Annotated in this window: 16 protein-coding genes; 7 read left to right on the top strand and 9 right to left on the bottom strand. The window is 35.5% G+C overall.

The window, feature by feature from the left end:
* The first annotated feature begins 66 nt into the window (after positions 1–66).
* The 3 genes from pafA to FGF67_RS10535 all read left to right on the top strand — a co-directional run bounded on the left by pafA (position 67) and on the right by FGF67_RS10535 (position 4,714).
* Entirely contained in the window at positions 67–1,719 is a 1,653-nt protein-coding gene (gene pafA, locus FGF67_RS10545; protein WP_139697529.1) for an alkaline phosphatase PafA, read from the top strand.
* The gene (locus tag FGF67_RS10540; protein WP_139697528.1) at positions 1,720–2,523 is read left to right on the top strand and encodes a DNA/RNA non-specific endonuclease; all 804 of its coding nucleotides are present in this window, start codon (positions 1,720–1,722) and stop codon (positions 2,521–2,523) included.
* Positions 2,524–2,620: 97 nt separating this feature from the next.
* A complete protein-coding gene (locus FGF67_RS10535; RefSeq protein WP_139697526.1) occupies positions 2,621–4,714 on the top strand; it encodes a T9SS type A sorting domain-containing protein in 2,094 nt (697 codons plus the stop codon).
* A gap of 34 nt (positions 4,715–4,748) precedes the next feature.
* Here the strand turns inward: FGF67_RS10535 and FGF67_RS10530 are convergent, their stop codons facing one another.
* The 4 genes from FGF67_RS10530 to gcvP form a co-directional block, all read right to left on the bottom strand.
* On the bottom strand, positions 4,749–5,594 hold the full coding sequence (locus FGF67_RS10530) for a glycosyltransferase family 2 protein (protein WP_139697524.1): 846 nt from the start codon (positions 5,592–5,594) through the stop codon (positions 4,749–4,751).
* A gap of 16 nt (positions 5,595–5,610) precedes the next feature.
* A complete protein-coding gene (locus tag FGF67_RS10525) occupies positions 5,611–6,141 on the bottom strand; it encodes a methyltransferase domain-containing protein (RefSeq protein WP_139697521.1) in 531 nt (176 codons plus the stop codon).
* A 1-nt stretch (position 6,142) separates the two neighbouring features.
* Positions 6,143–7,201 carry a 3-oxoacyl-ACP synthase III family protein gene (locus FGF67_RS10520; RefSeq protein WP_139697519.1) on the bottom strand — a complete coding sequence of 353 codons (1,059 nt, stop codon included), beginning with the start codon at positions 7,199–7,201 and terminating at the stop codon, positions 6,143–6,145.
* A 103-nt stretch (positions 7,202–7,304) separates the two neighbouring features.
* On the bottom strand, positions 7,305–10,148 hold the full coding sequence (gcvP, locus tag FGF67_RS10515) for an aminomethyl-transferring glycine dehydrogenase (protein WP_139697517.1): 2,844 nt from the start codon (positions 10,146–10,148) through the stop codon (positions 7,305–7,307).
* Between the two features lie 120 nt (positions 10,149–10,268).
* Here gcvP and FGF67_RS10510 point away from each other — a divergent pair, with 120 nt between their 5' ends.
* Positions 10,269–11,087 (top strand): UbiA prenyltransferase family protein, encoded by an 819-nt coding sequence (locus tag FGF67_RS10510; RefSeq protein WP_139697515.1) that lies wholly within the window; start codon positions 10,269–10,271, stop codon positions 11,085–11,087.
* Here FGF67_RS10510 and FGF67_RS10505 read toward each other — a convergent pair.
* The 5 genes from FGF67_RS10505 to FGF67_RS10485 all read right to left on the bottom strand — a co-directional run bounded on the left by FGF67_RS10505 (position 11,061) and on the right by FGF67_RS10485 (position 15,759).
* Positions 11,061–11,327 (bottom strand): hypothetical protein, encoded by a 267-nt coding sequence (locus FGF67_RS10505; protein WP_199240679.1) that lies wholly within the window; start codon positions 11,325–11,327, stop codon positions 11,061–11,063. The genes FGF67_RS10510 and FGF67_RS10505 overlap by 27 nt on opposite strands.
* Before the next feature lie 3 nt (positions 11,328–11,330).
* Positions 11,331–11,882, bottom strand: coding sequence for a sigma-70 family RNA polymerase sigma factor (locus tag FGF67_RS10500; RefSeq protein WP_139697513.1), 552 nt, complete (start codon positions 11,880–11,882; stop codon positions 11,331–11,333).
* Positions 11,883–11,931: 49 nt separating this feature from the next.
* Positions 11,932–13,971: a M3 family metallopeptidase gene (locus FGF67_RS10495; protein ID WP_139697510.1), complete on the bottom strand. Its 2,040-nt coding sequence runs from the start codon at positions 13,969–13,971 to the stop codon at positions 11,932–11,934.
* A gap of 148 nt (positions 13,972–14,119) precedes the next feature.
* Positions 14,120–14,602, bottom strand: coding sequence for a 5-(carboxyamino)imidazole ribonucleotide mutase (gene purE / locus FGF67_RS10490; protein WP_139697508.1), 483 nt, complete (start codon positions 14,600–14,602; stop codon positions 14,120–14,122).
* A gap of 2 nt (positions 14,603–14,604) precedes the next feature.
* On the bottom strand, positions 14,605–15,759 hold the full coding sequence (locus tag FGF67_RS10485; RefSeq protein ID WP_139697506.1) for a 5-(carboxyamino)imidazole ribonucleotide synthase: 1,155 nt from the start codon (positions 15,757–15,759) through the stop codon (positions 14,605–14,607).
* Between the two features lie 139 nt (positions 15,760–15,898).
* Between FGF67_RS10485 and FGF67_RS10480 the strand changes: the two genes are divergently transcribed.
* The 3 genes from FGF67_RS10480 to FGF67_RS10470 all read left to right on the top strand — a co-directional run bounded on the left by FGF67_RS10480 (position 15,899) and on the right by FGF67_RS10470 (position 18,777).
* The gene (locus FGF67_RS10480; protein WP_139697505.1) at positions 15,899–17,008 is read left to right on the top strand and encodes an adenylate kinase; all 1,110 of its coding nucleotides are present in this window, start codon (positions 15,899–15,901) and stop codon (positions 17,006–17,008) included.
* 117 nt (positions 17,009–17,125) lie between these two features.
* Entirely contained in the window at positions 17,126–18,124 is a 999-nt protein-coding gene (obgE, locus tag FGF67_RS10475) for a GTPase ObgE (RefSeq protein ID WP_139697502.1), read from the top strand.
* A gap of 125 nt (positions 18,125–18,249) precedes the next feature.
* Positions 18,250–18,777, top strand: coding sequence for a DUF4136 domain-containing protein (locus FGF67_RS10470; protein ID WP_139697499.1), 528 nt, complete (start codon positions 18,250–18,252; stop codon positions 18,775–18,777).
* Positions 18,778–18,844 lie beyond the last annotated feature (67 nt).

Below are 18,844 nucleotides of genomic sequence, written 5' to 3'. Positions count from 1 at the left end.
TAACTTTAAATTTTAAATTATGATGTTTTGAAATATGTATTTTTGGCTTTGAAATCTAATCAGACAATGAGATATATATTAATTCTTTTTTTTATCATCAATGGGTGCGTTTCAGCACAAGCACAAAGTACGTTGTATTCAAAAGCTAGTGAGGCATCACAACCCAAATTAGTTGTGGGTATTATAGTAGATCAAATGCGTTATGATTATCTCACTCGGTTTGCAAATAAATATGGAGAAGGTGGATTCTATAGAATGATAAACGAAGGATTTAATTGTAAGAACAATCATTTTAATTATGTGCCCACAAAAACGGCACCAGGCCATGCGTCTGTATTTACAGGAACCACCCCAAAATATCATGGTATTATAGGTAACGATTTTTACGATAAGGCATCAAAAAAGAAAGTTTACTGTGTAGGGAACAATGATGTGGAATCTGTTGGAACAAATTCAAAGGCAGGAAAAATGTCTCCTCATAGAATGGAGGTGTCAACTTTTGCTGATGAAAACAGATTGTTTACACAATTTAGAGGAAAAACAATAGGCGTGTCTATTAAAGATAGAGGAGCTGTTTTACCCGCAGGTCATACGGCTAATGCCGCCTATTGGTTTCATGGCAAAGAAGAAGGAGCGTGGATTTCTAGTTCCTTTTACATGACCGATTTACCTGACTGGGTAAAAGCCTTTAATGCATCTAAAAAGGCCAAATCTTACCTCAAGGATTGGGATACCTATTATGATATTGAAACCTATACAGAATCTGGTCCAGATTTAAATGATTTTGAGCGAGGCTTTAAGGGAAAAGAAACGGCGACCTTTCCTTATAAATTGTCAAAATTGAAAAATAAAAATGGAGGTTATGATATCTTAAAAGAAACGCCATTCGGAAATAGTCTAATTGCAGATTTTGCTCTTGCAGCTATTGAAGGGGAACAATTAGGACAGGATGACATAACCGATGTTTTAACGGTTAGTTTTTCAACAACCGATTATGTAGGGCATAACTTTGGGGTCAATTCAAAGGAAATTGAAGACACCTATATAAGGTTAGATAAAGATTTAGAACGTTTTTTCAATGCTTTAGATGATAAAATAGGGAAAGGAGAGTACGTGGTGTTTCTTACTGCAGATCATGGAGCAGTTGAGGTTCCAGCCTATTTAAATAGTCAAAATATTCCATCAGGATATGTAGATAATTCCAAAAGGCAAAAACAATTCAAAGCTTTTTTAGAAAATACGTTTGGTACGGATGATATATTAGAAAATATTAGCAACGATCAAATTTTTCTTGATAGAAAATTAATTAAAAAACTAGGTTTAGACTTAGAGGCTGTGCAGCAAGCTATTGTTAATGAGCAAATTACCTATGATAATGTAGTAAAGGCTTATACAGGAACCACAATGAGCTCTGTTAATTTTACCAAAGGTATTGAAGCACTTTTGCAAAGAGGTTATAACCAGAAAAGATCTGGTGATGTTGTTTTAGTAAACGCACCAGCCTATGTGTCTTACTCAAAAACGGGATCTACACATGGTAGTGGATTAAACTATGATACCCATGTGCCGCTTTTATTTTTTGGAAAAGGTATTGCTAAAGGGCAAACATTTACAAAAACAGAAATTACAGATATTGCTCCAACAATATCTTCTCTTTTAGGGATTAGCTTTCCAAACGCTGCCATAGGAAAGCCACTAGAGTTTGTATTGGATAAGTAAATGAATAAGCGGTTTCTATATTCTGTTTGTGCTGTGGCAATTGTTATTGCTGTGTACGCTTTTGAATATATTTTAAAAACCAAAGAAGAAGCTATTAACATTGAACAAGGGCAAGAAGTTAAAGCGCATACAAAGATGTTTTTTATGCCAACCAGCACAACAGGAGCTGTAATTCATCACGAGGGCTATTCACTGTCTTACCATGAAACATACGAACAAGCCGAATGGGTAGCCTATGAGTTAAAGAAAGAACACCTGTCATCAATAGATCGGGATCGACCTTATTTTGAAATGGATAAAGCGGTAAAAACCGGCGCTGCCCATTGGAAGAATTACAAAAATTCAGGTTATGATAAAGGTCATCTATGCCCAGCTGCCGATAAGCGCTATAATATGGAGGCCCACGATGAAACATTTTTAACCAGCAATATTAGTCCGCAAAACCATCAATTTAACGCTGGTATATGGAATGACCTAGAACAAAAAGTGCGGTATTGGGCCAAGAAGCATGATGGTGTTTTTGTTATTACAGGAGGGGTTTTAAATGAAGCGCTTCCTACCATTGGAGAAGAGCAGGTGGCTGTTCCTAATCAATTCTTTAAAATTGTATTAGATTATAATTCAGGGCATCCAAAACTAATAGCCTTCTTGATCCCTAACAAAGATTCAAGAAAACCACTTGCCAATTTTGTGGTTCCTGTTGATGCTATTGAAACACTCACAGGAATAGACTTTTTTTATCAATGGGATGATAGACAGGAGAACCTATTAGAAGCAGATATTCATTTGAAAGATTGGTTTTAAAACTAGTTGTCGATAATATGTGCAGTTAGAATATTAGATTATTTTTTTTCTTCCTTTTTTAGTATTTTCTGGCTACTAAATTAAAAATCAGGTAGTTATGAAAGAAAATACACACAGTAACTCCCCAAATCAGATTTTAAATTTAATAAAAGCTTTGAGCTTTGTTTACCTACTTTTAATGGCTCCTCTGAGTTTTGTTCAAGCTCAAAGTCCAAACGCAAATGAAAATGCCACTGTTGATGGTGGTGAAATAACCACGCTAGATGGAGAAGATTACATTGAAGTTTGTGTAGGCGATGGCATTGCAGATTTTGTAGATGTAAACCTTGAAGGAGCATCAGGTCGGGTCAAACAATGGATTATTACAGATGATCAAAATAACATCTTGGATTTACCCGATAGTCCTCCGTTTGATTTTGATGGCGCTCCGCCAGGAGATTGTAGAATTTGGCACTTGTCATACAACGGTATAAAACCCCTTGTAGATCCCTCTGGTCAAGGTAAGTTTACTAAGAATTTGGCCGACATTAGGGGGAGATTTGATTTGTCAAACTATATTCACGTTAAGAGAATAAAACAACCAGTAGGTGGTGAAATTGCGTTGGCTGATGGTTCTACCGAAATAGAAATTTGTGCTGGTGATGGCGAGTCGGATTTGTTTGAAGTTACTTTAACGGGAGCTGAAGGTCCAAATATGTTATGGGTTATTACAGATACTGATGCGAATATTTTAAAAACGTCAACTGATAATTCATTTGATTTTGAAGATGCTGGATCTGGCGTTTGCTTGATTTGGCATTTAAGTTATGCCGAGAATGTAGATTTAGATGGTGTAACCAATGCTAATGATTTAATGGGGTGTTTTGATTTGTCAAACCCTATTACGGTAACAAGAAAAGGGGTAAACGCTGGAAGCATTGAAATAGCAGATGGTGGAGGCACAGAAATAGAAATTTGTGCTGGTGATGGAGAAAGTGATGCTTTTGATGTAACGGTTATGGGCGAAACGGATGGAGATCAATTAGCTTGGGTGATAACTAATAATGCAGAAGATCCGGAAATATTGGCTTTACCAGCTGGCCCGCCATTTGATTTGGAAGGCGCTGGAGATGGCACTTGTTTAATTTGGCATATTAGTTTTAATGATGGCTTAATGGGAGCGGAGGTAGGAAATAAAGTGTCTGACCTAGAAGGCTGTTACGTGCTCTCCAATGCCATTACCGTAATAAGAAATGGCGTGAATGCTGGAATCATTGAGATAGCTGATGGAGGTGGTACAGAAGTAGAAATTTGTGCTGGAGATGGGAAGGAAGATCCTATTAATGTAGTGGTTACTGGAGATCCAATTGGTGATAATTTAGCTTGGGTGATAACTAATAATGCAGAAGATCCGGAAATATTGGCTTTACCAGCTGGCCCGCCATTTGATTTGGAAGGCGCTGGAGAAGGTACTTGTTTAATATGGCATATTAGTTTTGCAAATGGTTTAACGGGAGCTGAAGTTGGTAATAAGGTTTCTGCTTTAGAAGGCTGTTATAATTTATCTAATGCCATTACGGTGGTTAGAACAGGTGTAAATGGTGGTGTTATATCAGGAGGAGAAGACAACACTTTTAGTTTTACTGTTGGCGATGGTACCGAAGATAAAATTCCAGAAGGAGCCATTACATTGGAAGGCAATGTGGGAGATAAGTCTGCTTGGGTGGTAACTAATGAAGAGGGAACGATCATTTTAGGCTTACCTGAAAAATATTCAGATGTTAATTTTGATACGGCAGAAGCAGGGACTTGCCTAGTATGGCACATGAGCTATAAAGAAGGTCTGCAAGGGCTTGAGCCACCAGAGGATGGGGATCATTTGGTTTCTGGCTTAGAGGGATGCTTTAGCTTATCTAATGCTATAAAAGTAGTGCGAACCGCCTCGGCTTCAACAGGGAAAATAGCTATTTATCCTAATCCTGCAAAGGAATCAGCTCAGCTTAGCATTGAAGGGTTTGATGCTTCCGAATTAAGTGTAAGTATTTATAATATGCAGAATATGAGGTTGTATAATGCAGATGTTAAGGTAACTGGTTTATCAAAAAGAATGTCTTTAATAGATGTGAGTAGTTATAATTCGGGTATCTATTTTGTTATTGTACAAGATGAGAATTCTGGAGTAAAAACGATAAGTAGATTGGTGGTTAAATAAAAATATCTAACTAATTAAAAAGGTTCTGAAACACTCAGAACCTTTTTTTTATGCCTTTCCATCTTAAATTTCTGATGAATGTACCTTCTTCTTCAGAAACTAAAAATGCTGCCTTATTCTTTTTAGCTTTAAAATACCCAGCCATATAATCTCTAAACAAACGAGGTTGTTTCTTTTTAAAGGCTAGTTTTAAAGCAGATATCAGAGTTATTGTAAATCCGTAACGCATTTTATACATCGCTTCACCTTGTAAGTACTTTGAAGCCTTGTTATAACTTATACCAGTAGGTTTTAAGTGTTTTACATGAAGGCTGTCATCTGTTAAAATAGCCCAATTGTAAAATTTAGCCAGTAATTCATCAACCGTGTCCCACCCCATAGATGTTTTAAGTTTGCCTATTTCAAGAAAACAAGATTTTCTATAAGCTTTTAAAGCTCCTCTAATGTGATCTTTATTGGTAAGATTTTCTAAAATCCATTCGCCGTTTTTTTCTATATAGCAAAACCCAGAAGCCATCCCTAATTTTGCGTTGGCCTTAAAATGACTCGCTAAAGTTTCAAGGTAATTTTCAGGAAATATGAGGTCGGCATCAAACTTGCAAATTACATCATAATGTTCATCTAATGTGTTATACCCTTTATAAAACGCATTGATGATTTTTGAACCAGGAAGATGCTGATTTGAAGATTTAGCATTTACTAAAGTAATATTTGTGTGTTTTTCAGCGTAACTTTCAACAATATCTTGTGTAGTATCCGTTGAGCTATCATTAACTACTACAATGTGTTTTGGGGCAAGCGTTTGATTAATGAGCGAACTTAGTGTTAACCCTATAGATGAAGCTTCGTTATGAGCGGGTATGACGATATAAAAATCCATCTTGATAAAGTGGTAATTAATTGGGGTGAATACGTTCGGCATAAACAATGTAATACCTAGGTGTAAACCATCTTAAAATAGGCCTTAAGCCTATTTTTTTAGTGGGATTGGTCCATTTTTCACGATCTAAAATACGCCATCCAGCCTTTTCTAATAACCAATCAAATTGCCAATCTTCAAACTCATGATAGTGTCTGTCAAGCATATCTGTTTTACTTCTATAGGCTGATGAAAACCAGAGTTTAAGAGGTACGCTAGCAACAAGCTTATCTGTTTTAATTGCTTTTAAAACAGTGAATGGAGACAGCAAATGTTCAAAAATTTCAAAAGCCGTAACTACATCTGCTTTAGAGTTTTCAATAGTTGATGTGTCAAAGTCTAAATCTTCTCCTTTTGTGTTTTCTACTACGTAACCATGTTTTGTCATGATTTCAGAGAACGGATTTATGACTCCCAAATCTAGTATTTTGTGAGAGTTGGTAATGTGTTTTTCTAAAAAGGAAATGGTGTGTTTAAAACGTTTATTTGGAAATGTCTTTTCGTACATATTACACTTTGTAAACAATGGCATTGATATGCATGCCTGCTCCTACACTTGCAAAGATAATAACGTCGCCTTTATTTAGACTATGATTTTCTAATTGATTGTTTTTAACCAAGTCATACAGCGTAGGAATGGTTGCTACTGAGCTATTTCCTAGTTTTTGAATACTCATTGGCATGACTTGTTCGGGGATGTCAGCTCTGTATAGTCTGTAAAAACGCTTTAAAATGGCTTCATCCATTTTTTCATTGGCCTGATGTATGAATATTTTTTTCACATCTTTAATGTCCATACCGCTGTTATCCAAACAAGTCTTCATCGCAGTAGGCACTTCTTTTAAGGCAAATTCATAAATTTTGCGGCCTTCCATTTTCATATAGCGTGTTTCTGATGCTAACTTGGTGTTATTTGATTTTCCAAAGTGTAAAAAATACGCTTCGTCATAGGTAAAACTGGCTGTTTCATGTGCTAAAATACCGCCATTATCTTCAGTAGCTTCTAGGATAGTGGCACCTGCACCATCAGAAAAAATCATGGCATCTCTGTCATAATGATCAACAACTCGAGACAACGTTTCTGAACCTATAACCAAACAACGTTTGGCCATGCCAGCTTTAATAAAGGCATTGGCTTGAATGATACCTTCTACCCAACCAGGGCATCCAAACAAAATATCATAAGCCACACACTTGGGGTTTTTTATACGCAAGCTATGTTTTACTCTTGCTGCTAACGAGGGCAGCATATCACTCTGAACCGTATCATGTTTAACGTCACCAAAATTATGAGCCACAATAATATAATCGATAGTTTCTGGATCTATTTTAGCGTCATCTATGGCTTTTTCAGCAGCAAAAAAAGCTAAATCAGAGGAATTTAAATGCGGTTTTGCATAACGGCGTTCAGCAATACCAGTAATGGCTTTAAACTTTTCTACGATAACTTCATTAGGAGCTTCAATTGCAGTGCCGTCTGAATTTAAAAATGTGTGGTTATGAAAGTTCTCATTTTTTTCAATTTGGGACGGAATGTAACTTCCGGTACCGGTTATCTTTATATTCATAAATGTGGTGCTACTAATTTTTCTAACTGAACAAATATAGGTTTAATGAATAATTGGTCAATGTTAAATATTAAAATATTACGATGTTCAACAAGGCATTTATTTACGCATATTCTTCAATTGGGGCACAAGTACATATTAAATTACGGTCGCCATAGGCATCATCAACACGTCTTACACTAGGCCAAAATTTGTTTTCTTTTACATAATCTAAGGGAAAGGCCGCTTTTTCACGACTATAAGGAAGATCCCAATCATTGGAGGTAATCATAGCTAAAGTATGGGGCGCATTCTTTAAAACATTATTAGAATCATCTTTTGAAGCATTATCAATTTCCTGTTTAATGGAAATCATAGCATCACAGAAGCGATCAATTTCAGCTTTACTTTCACTTTCAGTAGGCTCAATCATTAGAGTACCTGCAACTGGAAAAGATACAGTTGGCGCATGAAATCCATAATCCATCAGTCGTTTGGCAATATCGGTTACTTCAATACCATTAGCTTTAAACGGGCGGCAATCTACAATCATTTCATGGGCAGCACGTCCGCGTTCTCCTGAATATAGAGTGTCAAAACTTCCTTGTAAACGCTGTTTTATATAGTTGGCATTTAAGATAGCCATTTTGGTAGACTCTGTTAAACCTTCTGCTCCAAGCATTTTAATGTAACCGTAGGAAATTAAGCAAGCCAACGCAGAACCAAAAGGTGCCGCAGAAATAGCCGTTATAGCCTGATCACCTCCAGTTTTTACTACGGGATTTCCTGGTAAGAAAGGAACTAACTGTTTAGCAACACAAATAGGACCTACGCCGGGTCCACCACCACCATGAGGGATAGCAAATGTTTTATGAAGGTTTAAGTGACATACATCTGCGCCAATATGTCCAGGGTTGGTTAAACCTACTTGCGCATTCATGTTGGCTCCGTCCATATAAACTTGACCACCATTGTCATGAACTATTTTTGTGATTTCCTTTATAGCAGATTCATAAACCCCATGGGTTGAAGGATAGGTAACCATTAAAGCAGCTAAATTATCTTTATGTAACTCGGCTTTTTCGCGTAAATCGTTTACATCAATATTACCTTCTTCAGTAGATTTGGTAACCACTACTTTCATGCCAGCCATAACCGCGCTAGCAGGATTGGTGCCATGAGCAGAAGAAGGAATTAAGCATATATTTCTGTGATGCTCATTACGAGATTCATGATATGCTTTTATAACCATTAATCCAGCAAATTCACCTTGAGCACCAGAATTAGGTTGTAATGATGTGGCTGCAAACCCTGTAATTTCAGTTAACTGATCTTCTAACTCTTTTAAAATAGTTAAGTAACCTTTGGCCTGTTTTAATGGTGCAAATGGGTGAATGTTTCCCCATTTGAACCAACTTAGCGGTAGCATTTCAGAGGCAGCATTAAGCTTCATAGTACAAGAACCTAATGAAATCATAGAGTGGTTTAACGCTAAATCTTTACGTTCTAAACGTTTTATATAACGCATCAATTCAGTTTCAGAATGATATGTGTTAAATACGGTTTCTGTTAAAAAATCGGTAGTTCTATGTAACGAATCTTCAATTTGATTTTGAGGTTCTATAGAAGAGATAATGATGGTTTCTTTTTCGGCAGCTTCAGCAAAAATGGAAATCAAATAATTAATATCTCTAACCGAAGTTGTTTCATTAATAGAAACAGATACGGTGTTTTTATCTGGATAATAGAGGTTTACCTTCTTTTCAGTAGCAATACGTTTTATTTTTTTTGCTTTCGTTTTTATTTGAAGGGTATCAAAATAAGACGTGTTCACTTGCAGATATCCTAGTTTTTCTAAGGCATTGGCAAGGGTTACCGCCTTATTATGCACTTTGTTTGCTATAAATTTTAAACCTTGAGGGCCATGATAGACGACATACATACTTGCCATAACCGCTAAAAGCACTTGAGCTGTACAAATGTTTGAAGTTGCCTTATCTCGTTTTATATGTTGTTCTCTGGTTTGAAGTGCCATACGCAAAGCTCTATCACCATTAGCATCTTTGGTAACTCCAATGATACGCCCGGGAATATCACGTTTGTATTTTTCTTTGGTGGCAAAATAGGCGGCATGTGGTCCTCCATATCCCATAGGGATTCCAAAACGTTGGGTTGTTCCAACTACCACATCGGCACCAAATTTCCCTGGAGATTCTAGTTTAACTAAGCTCAAAATATCGGCAGCAACAGCCACTTTTATGTTAGCGATATTGGCTTGTGATATAAAAGTTTCAATATCTGTAATTTGCCCATTCTTGCCTGGATACTGTAAAATAGCTCCAAAAAATTCAGATGAAAAATCAAAAGATGTTTCCTCACCAACAACCAAATCAATGCCAATGGGGTTTGCACGAGTTTCAAGTAGCGATAAGGTTTGAGGTAAAATTCTATTGGAAACAAAAAACTTGTTAATACCAGCCTTTTTTTGCTCTCGCTCGCGAACAGCAAATAATAAACTCATGGCCTCAGCGGCTGCTGTGCTTTCATCCAGTAGTGAAGCATTGGCAATTTCCATACCTGTAAGGTCTGTTACCATGGTTTGAAAATTTAATAATGCTTCTAATCGGCCTTGAGCAATTTCAGCTTGATATGGGGTATACGCTGTATACCAACCTGGGTTTTCAAGAATATTACGTTGAATAACAGCTGGCATCACGGTTGGGTGATAGCCCAAACCAATATATGTTTTACGTGCTTTATTCAGTTTTGATAAATCATGAATGTGAAGCAAATACTCATGCTCGGTCATAGGTTCGTCTAAATTCAATGGTGATTTTAAACGAATGTCGTCAGGAATTGTTTCATAAATCAATTGATCTAACGAATCTAATCCTAAGGTTTCTAACATTAATTTTTGGTCATCCTCTCTAGGTCCTATGTGACGCAATGCAAAAGCGTTTGTATTCATTGGTTTTAATTTGAATAAATAATTTGCAAAATTACTGATTATTTAATGTGTTTTATTATCAAAATGGTAAAGTTTTTAACCATTAATAGCTTTTATGAACACATTAGTTACTTTTGCTTCATGAGATTGTTTAAGCCGCTTTTTAATTTCTATATAAACAGTAGTCTTCATGTTGCATTAGCTGTGTATGCGCTTACTTGGTTGACCCTTTTAGAACTGGAGTTAGGTTATAATGAAATCATACTATATTTTGTTTTTTATGCTACCATCACAGGATATAACTTTGTAAAGTTTTTTGGTGTAGCGAAATTCAGACACAAAAAATTAACAGGGTGGCTTAAGGCTATTCAAATCATGTCATTTTTTTGCTTTTTGCTTATGTGTTATTATGGCGCACAATTGGAGCAAGAAACCCTAGTAATTCTTTTGGTTTTTGCGATGCTAACTTTTATGTACGCTATTCCTTTTTTACCTCAAAGAAAAGATTGGACACTACGTCATGTTGGGGGTTTAAAAGTTTATGTTATAGCACTGGTGTGGGCTGGTGTTACGGTAGGTCTACCTGCAGTAAATACAAGGTGTGAAATGACTTTTAATGTGCTGTTGTTACTTGTTCAGCGGTTTATTTATGTTGTGGTTTTAATGATTCCTTTTGAAATTAGAGATTTGAAATTTGATAACTCAAAACTTGAAACTATACCTCAAAAATTGGGCGTAAATAAAGCAAAGACTTTAGGTTACGGACTTTTATTTTTATTTTTTGGTTTAGAGTTTTTAAAGCATAATGTAAACAATACAAAAATGGTACTCTTTATTGTTGTTATGCTAACCGGGATTATGCTCCGCTATGCAAAAATAGATCAGGGCAAGTATTACAGTGCTTTTATGGTTGAAAGTATGCCTATAATGTGGTTACTTTTTGTTTTTCTGTTCGGCTAGTGCTTTTTCAAGTTCTTTTTTCATAGCCTTTTTACATTTGGGGTCTAGGCAGTCTATATTTGATTTATCAATAGCTTGAGAAAGTTTCTTGTTATTGGACGAATAATCTTTACAAGCTCTACAATAAATTAAATGAAAACTTAGTTTTATTTTTTCCCAAAATGAAGCATTTTTATATTGTGATTTATCACATACATGATTAGCTTCATTACAAGGAATAGTAAACTTAAACTTACTCATAAATTAAAACCAATTTTCTTTTAAACAATCAGCAAGAGCGGTACGCGCTCTATGAATAATAACCCAAAGATTAGACGCTGTAATATTTAGTTCATTACATATTACATCGGTTTCATATCCTAAAATTGTTTTCATTTTAAAAACTTCGGCTTGTTTAGCAGGTAGTTTGCTTAAACAATTATGAATGGCATCTCCTAACTCTGTGTTTTGCATATTATCTTCTGCCGTTTTATCAAAGGGGTCGGCAACACGCTCTTCTAGCCAATCACCTTCATTTTCTAAGTCATTATAATTTATTCTAACTTCAGCTTTCCCTTTATTTGAGTTTATTTTTCTGTAATAATCTATAATTTTTCTCTTTAAAATAGAAATAAGCCAAGTACGTTCGCTGGCTTCTCCTTTAAAATTTTTCATAGATTTTAAACCAGCCAAAAAGGTTTCCTGAACCAAGTCTTGCGCCATTTCTCTATCACTAACACGGGAAACGGTGTAGTTAAAGAGGTAGTCAGAATATAAATCAATCCACTTATCGGGGTTAATTTGATGGTCAGGCATTAGTAGAATTAGTTTTGAATCTCAAAAATAGGTTAAAAAAATGAATTATTTACTTTGAAATCAATCCTGCACGTCTTAATAAAGCTTCAGGTTTAGGTTCTTTACCTCTAAACTGTTTATACAATGTCATAGGGTTTTCTGTACCTCCTTTAGATAAAATGTTGTTTTTAAATTTATCAGCAACCATTTTATTGAATATTCCATTTTCTTTAAAATATTCAAACGCATCGGCGTCTAGTACCTCAGCCCATTTATAGCTGTAATACCCTGAAGAATATCCACCCTGAAAAATATGAGAGAATGCGGTACTCATACAATTGCTTTCTACATCAGGGTAAAGCGATGTACTTTTAAATACATTGGCTTCATGTGTCTTTACATTGGTAATGCTAGTAGGGTCTGTGCCATGCCAGCTCATATCTAACAAGCCAAAGCTTAATTGCCGCAAGGTTTGCATACCTTCTAGGAAGGTGGCAGATTCTTTTATTTTTTCTACCAAATCCATAGGAATCATATCATTCGTTTCATAGTGTCTTGCAAATAACTCAAGCGCTTCTTTCTCGTAACACCAATTTTCCATAATCTGACTTGGTAATTCAACAAAATCCCAATACACACTTGTACCCGATAAACTTGGGTAGGTTGTGTTGGCTAGCATGCCATGAAGCGCATGCCCAAATTCATGAAATAGAGTGGTTACTTCATTAAAAGTAAGTAGAGACGGTTTGCTTTTTGTTGGCTTGGTAAAGTTGCAAACTATGGAAACATGGGGTCTGCTATTCTCGCCATCTTTTATATACTGTGGTTTGTATGAGGTCATCCACGCCCCATTACGTTTTCCTGCTCTTGGGAAAAAATCGGCATAAAATATAGAGATTAAATCTCCTGTGTTATTGGTGACTTTATAGGTTAAAACATCTTCATGATACTTGTCTATCGTGTCAATTTCTTCAAAGTTCAGATCGAATAATTTATTGGCAATAGCGAAGGAACCTTGTATGACGTTTTCAAGTTTGAAATACGGTTTTAACAACTCGTCATCCAGATTATAGAGTTTTTGCTTTAGCTTTTCAGCGTAATAGGCACCGTCCCATTTTTGTAAAGTATCAATACCATCTAAGTCATTAGCAAACTCTTGAAGCTTTTTAAATTCTATTTCAGCAGCAGGTTTTGCCTTCTCAAGAAGTTCTTTTAAGAAATTTTGAACGTTTTTAGGTGTTTCAGCCATGCGTTCTTCAAGTACAAAATGAGCATGGGTTTTATATCCTAAAAGATTGGCGCGATCATGTCTTAATTTAACTATTTCAAGAACAATGTTTTGATTATCTAAATTGTCACCTTTAAAAGCTTTGCTGCCAGCGGCCAAAGCTATTTTTTCTCTTAGAGCTCGATTGTCTGAATAGGTAACAAAAGGAATATAACTTGGGTAGTCTAAAGTGAATAACCAACCGTCTTTGCCTTTTGAATCTGCTAATTGTTTGGCTGCTTCTATAGCACCGTTTGGAAGTCCTGCCAAATCTTCCTCATTAGAAATGAGCATTTCAAACTTATTGGTTTCAGCCAGTACATTTTCACCAAATTTAAGTTTAAGCTGACTTAATTTTTTGTCAATGGTTCTAAGTTTTTCTTTTTTTTCAGCAGAAAGATTAGCGCCATTTCTTGAGAAGCTCTTATGTTTTTTATCTAAAAGCATTTGTTGCTCTACCGTTAAATCTAAAGTATCTTTCGTATTGTAAACGGCCTTTATGCGAGCAAATAATGCTTTATTTAGCGTAATATCATTACTGAATTCAGAAAGTAACGGAGAAACTTCTTGTGCTATTTTTTGAATAGTTTCGTTCGTTTCAGCTGAATTCAAATTGAAGAAAATACTTGAAATTCTGTCTAATTGTTCACCAGAAAACTCAAGCGCCTCAATAGTGTTTTCAAATGTTGGTGTTTCTGGGTTATTGGTAATGGCCTCTATTTCCTTTTTAGCCAGATTAATAGCAGCTTTTATTGTTGGCAAATAGTCTTCATTTTCAATTTTTGAAAAAGGAGGTGTGTTATATGGGGTTTTAAACGGGATTTCTAGTTCTTTTTTTATCATTTTCTCAAGCAATATGTTAAAAAATTTATATGCTATGTACGCATAATAAATTTTTTTGTACTTTTGTCGCAGTAATTTGCAGAGTGACTAACTCAAATAGAATTATTTGTTAATAGCTGAAAAGCCCCGTGGAATCATGGGGCTTTTTTCATGACAAATCTTTTGCAGATTCGTGTACTTTTATTTTCAGACCTTCCTTATAAGCTATTATTTTATCTAGAATGCATTGATCACTCGATCCTATAATCTGAGCAGCTAAAATGCCGGCGTTTTTAGCCCCGTTAAGCGCTACGGTTGCAACGGGCACACCTCCTGGCATTTGTAAAATTGATAAAACGGAGTCCCAGCCGTCAATAGAATTACTACTTTTTACTGGAACGCCTATAACGGGAAGAGGCGACAATGAGGCTACCATACCTGGTAAATGTGCCGCACCACCGGCTCCTGCAATAATCACAGAAATACCTCTGGTGTGTGCATGGGTACCATAGTCAAATAATTTTTCTGGTGTACGGTGTGCAGAAACAATATCAACTTCAACCTCAATATCAAAACCTTTTAAGATGTCTATAGCATCTTGCATGACAGGAAGATCGCTTTTGCTTCCCATGATTACGCCTACTTTACTCATATCTATTCACTTATAACTTTTATGGATTTTTTTACTTCTTCAGCCACACGTCTGGCTTCATTTACATCTTCATTGACAATGGTGACATGTCCCATTTTTCTAAAGGGTCTGGTTTGTTTTTTTCCGTATATGTGAGGTGTAACGCCATCCATGGTCATAATATTTTCTATATTTTGATAAACCACCTGTCCAGAATGTCCTTCTGCACCAACAAGATTAACCATAACACCACCAACTTTACTACCGGTTCTACCTAAAGGAAGATCTAGAATTGCTCTAATATGTTGTTCAAATTGCGAGGTGTAACTCGCTTCAATAGTTTGGTGTCCTGAATTATGAGGTCTGGGAGCTACTTCGTTTACCAGAATATCATCATTTTGGGTCTGGAACATTTCAACGGCCAATAAGCCAACATGATTAAAGGCTTTTGATGTTTTTAACGCTATATCTTCTGCTTTTCTTGCTAAGGCAGCATCAATTCTTGCAGGACAAATGACATATTCTACTTGATTGGCTTCAGGATGAAATTCCATTTCAACAACAGGGTAGGTTTTTGTTTCACCTGAAGGATTTCTTGCCACAATAACGGCTAATTCATTTTTAAAAGGTACTAAATTTTCGGCAATGCATTCTACGTTAGGTAACCCTTTTAAATCGTCAAGTGATTTAACAATTTTCACCCCTTGCCCGTCATAGCCAAATTGGGCACTTTTCCATACAAAAGGCAGTTGTAAGCCTCCATTGTTTATAGATTCTTCAATTTCTGATGTGTAAGCAAACCTTGAAAATGGAGCCGTGGGTATGTTATTATCTGTATAAAATAATTTTTGCTTCCCTTTGTTTTGAATTATTCTAAGTGTTTTTGATGAGGGATACACGTTTACACCTTCTTTTTCAAGCGCTTCTAAAGCGTCAACATTTACATTTTCAATTTCAATAGTTAAAACATCTACCTGTTTGCCAAAATTGTAAACAGCATCAAAATTCATTAAATCTCCTAAATGAAATTCGTTGCAAGCTATTTTACATGGTGCTTCATCACTAGCTTCAAGAACGGCGGTATAAATATCAAATTTACGGGTAGAATAAAGCAGCATTTTCCCTAGTTGACCACCACCAAGAATACCAAGTTTAAAGTTTGAAGAAAAATAATTCATTTAATCGTTTTTATCTGAAACCAAATTTAGGATAGGCAAAAATACATTTTAATAATAAAATAGTTCCTAAAATCATAAATCAAAAAATGGTTATTACTCAATCTATTGATTATCTTTGCGTTTTTAAAATTTAAAAGCCTTGATAAAGCTACACGACAAATATTTTAAGCCGTTTATTTCATCACAAAAAATAAATGAGGCTTTACAAAGAATGGCCAATGACATTGCTCGGGATGTAGGAGATGAAATACCCGTTTTTGTTGGTATTTTAAACGGGTCTTTTATGGTGGTTAGTGATTTTGTGAAAAAGTATACTAATCCTTGCGAGGTAACATTTATTAAATTGGCTTCTTATGAAGGGGTGAAATCTACTGAAGATATTCAACGACTAATTGGACTTACGCAAGACTTAACAGGGCGTACCGTTATTATTTTAGAAGACATCATTGATTCTGGAAATACTTTAGCTGAGGTGCATAGAATTTTTAAGAATGAAAAAGTAAAGGCTTTAAAAATTGCTACCTTGTTTTATAAACCAGAGGCCTACAAAAAGGATTTTAAATTGCATTATGTAGGTATAGAAATACCTAATAAGTTTATTGTGGGCTATGGCTTAGATTATGATGGATTAGGAAGAAATTTACCAGAAATATATCAAATTAAAGAAACACAACACATGACAAACTTAGTGCTATTTGGCCCTCCAGGAGCAGGGAAAGGAACACAGGCAGAATTTTTAAAAGAAACCTATAATTTGGTTCATATCTCTACAGGCGATGTTTTTAGATACAATATCAAGAACGAAACAGCTTTAGGGATGTTAGCTAAATCATATATGGATAAAGGTGAGTTGGTTCCAGATCAAGTAACCATAGATATGCTGAATGCAGAAGTAGAAAAGAATGCCGATGCCAATGGGTTTATTTTTGATGGATTTCCAAGAACCAATGCCCAAGCAGAGGCTTTAGATAAGTTAATGGATAGTAAAGATTCTCAAATAAATGCTATGATTGCGCTTGAGGTTGAAGATGAAATTCTTGTAGAGCGCCTTTTAGGAAGAGGAAAGACTAGTGGTCGTGCTGATGATGCTGATGAGTCTATCATTAGAAACAGAATTAAAGAATACTACAGTAAAACAGCTATTTTAAAAGACTACTATTCTGGAAAAGATAAGTATTATGGTGTTGATGGTGTAGGGTCTATAGAAGAAATTACACAACGCTTAAATGCGGTGATTGATAATTTATAATTTCCTGAGGGAAATTTTGGTAAAGCATCTTTTGGTATTTTTGTAATCCAAAAGATGTTTTCTTTTAAATAAATATAAGAGAAGCAAAAAGCTATTCTCAATATAATTATTGGACTTATGACTGAAGGAAATTTTGTTGATTACGTAAAGATGTATGTGTCTTCTGGAAACGGGGGAAAAGGATCTGCGCATTTACACCGCGAAAAATACATTACCAAAGGCGGACCAGATGGCGGAGACGGAGGAAGAGGCGGTCATGTTATCGTTAGAGGAAAGGCTAATTTATGGACCTTGCTGCATTTAAAATTTAAAAGACATACTAGAGCGGGGCATGGTGAACATGGTAGTAGTGGTAGAAGTTTTGGTGCTGATGGCGAAGATGCATACATTGATGTGCCGCTAGGAACGGTTGTTAGGGACACAGAAACCAACGCTGTTCTTTTTGAAATAACAGAAGATGGTGAAGAGCAAATCTTAGCAAGAGGCGGAAAAGGAGGTCTAGGAAATTGGCATTTTAAATCATCAACAAACCAAACCCCACGTTATGCCCAACCAGGGTTGCCTATGGAAGAGAAATACGTTACCATGGAACTTAAAGTATTGGCAGACGTAGGTTTAGTAGGTTTTCCAAATGCAGGTAAATCAACATTATTATCTGTTGTCACTTCGGCAAAGCCTAAAATAGCAGACTATGAATTTACAACGCTAAAACCTAATTTGGGTATTGTAAAGTATAGAGATTTTCAAACCTTTGTAGTGGCCGATATTCCAGGTATTATTGAAGGCGCTGCTGAGGGTAAGGGCCTTGGTCATTATTTTTTACGCCATATTGAAAGAAATTCGGTTCTCCTCTTTTTAATTCCTGCTGATGCTGGTGATATTAAAAAGCAGTATGATATTTTGTTAGATGAACTCAAAAGATATAATCCTGAAATGCTTGATAAAGAGCGTATTATAGCTATTTCAAAATGTGATATGCTCGATGAAGAACTTAAAGCAGAGCTTAAAACAGAATTAGATAATGAACTGCCTATTCCGTATCTGTTTATTTCTTCTGTGGCACAACAAGGTATTACAGAATTAAAAGATACCTTATGGAACATGTTAAACAGCTAGTTTTTAAAGCGAAGACTTGGTTTTATTTCGCAATGTAATTTTACTTAATCGATTAGAAATATTTGAAAGTAATGTTAAAAATGGAATGGAATAATTTTTGATTAAATTTATCAAAATTTATATCTATGAAGTTTTTTAGCCTTACGCTGTTTATTGTAATTATTATATCATGTGCTCCTATTAAAGTGCATTATGATTATGATCAAGACCTGAGTTTTGAATCTTACAAAACTTACCAGTATTATGCCGATATGAATACGGGGTTAAGTGAGTTAGATACGAACCGACTTTTGGATGCTATTGATGATAAAATGGCATTAAAAGGATACAGTATTTCAGAAACACCAGATTTTTTTATAGATATAAAAAGTAAGTCATTTCAAGAGGTACAGCGTAGCAGTGTTGGCATAGGAATGGGAGGATCTGGAAGTAATGTTGGTGGAGGCCTTTCTATAGGTATCCCCGTTGGGCAAAGTAATACAAACACCCAAATTATTATAGATTTTGTTGATCACAGCAAAAAACAACTTTTTTGGCAGGCTGTAAGTGAATTTAGTTTTAGTCCTAATTTAGCACCAGAAATGCGGGAGCGTTTATTTAATGATGTGGCTGAAAAAGTACTGTCTAATTACCCGCCAGAAAAAAAGAAGTAGGTGCAATTTTATAATTTTCATAACATAATTGTTTCTTTTTTAAAGCCTTGATTTTGTAGTTTTACTG

The organism is Allotamlana fucoidanivorans, from assembly GCF_006265225.1.
Taxonomy (GTDB): domain Bacteria; phylum Bacteroidota; class Bacteroidia; order Flavobacteriales; family Flavobacteriaceae; genus Allotamlana; species Allotamlana fucoidanivorans.
This window is presented reverse-complemented; position numbering and strand designations above follow the sequence as displayed.

Bases quoted from the DNA above. Each gene is read 5' to 3' on its own strand.
- FGF67_RS10540 (WP_139697528.1), top strand. From the start codon at position 1,720: ATGAATAAGCGGTTTCTATATTCTGTTTGTGCTGTGGCAATTGTTATT.
- FGF67_RS10505 (WP_199240679.1), bottom strand. From the start codon at position 11,327: ATGAGTAAGTTTAAGTTTACTATTCCTTGTAATGAAGCTAATCATGTA.
- FGF67_RS10510 (WP_139697515.1), top strand. From the start codon at position 10,269: ATGAGATTGTTTAAGCCGCTTTTTAATTTCTATATAAACAGTAGTCTT.
- FGF67_RS10535 (WP_139697526.1), top strand. From the start codon at position 2,621: ATGAAAGAAAATACACACAGTAACTCCCCAAATCAGATTTTAAATTTA.
- FGF67_RS10485 (WP_139697506.1), bottom strand. From the start codon at position 15,759: ATGAATTATTTTTCTTCAAACTTTAAACTTGGTATTCTTGGTGGTGGT.
- FGF67_RS10495 (WP_139697510.1), bottom strand. From the start codon at position 13,971: ATGATAAAAAAAGAACTAGAAATCCCGTTTAAAACCCCATATAACACA.
- FGF67_RS10520 (WP_139697519.1), bottom strand. From the start codon at position 7,201: ATGAATATAAAGATAACCGGTACCGGAAGTTACATTCCGTCCCAAATT.
- pafA (WP_139697529.1), top strand. From the start codon at position 67: ATGAGATATATATTAATTCTTTTTTTTATCATCAATGGGTGCGTTTCA.
- purE (WP_139697508.1), bottom strand. From the start codon at position 14,602: ATGAGTAAAGTAGGCGTAATCATGGGAAGCAAAAGCGATCTTCCTGTC.
- FGF67_RS10525 (WP_139697521.1), bottom strand. From the start codon at position 6,141: ATGTACGAAAAGACATTTCCAAATAAACGTTTTAAACACACCATTTCC.
- gcvP (WP_139697517.1), bottom strand. From the start codon at position 10,148: ATGAATACAAACGCTTTTGCATTGCGTCACATAGGACCTAGAGAGGAT.
- FGF67_RS10530 (WP_139697524.1), bottom strand. From the start codon at position 5,594: ATGGATTTTTATATCGTCATACCCGCTCATAACGAAGCTTCATCTATA.
- FGF67_RS10500 (WP_139697513.1), bottom strand. From the start codon at position 11,882: ATGCCTGACCATCAAATTAACCCCGATAAGTGGATTGATTTATATTCT.
- obgE (WP_139697502.1), top strand. From the start codon at position 17,126: ATGACTGAAGGAAATTTTGTTGATTACGTAAAGATGTATGTGTCTTCT.
- FGF67_RS10470 (WP_139697499.1), top strand. From the start codon at position 18,250: ATGAAGTTTTTTAGCCTTACGCTGTTTATTGTAATTATTATATCATGT.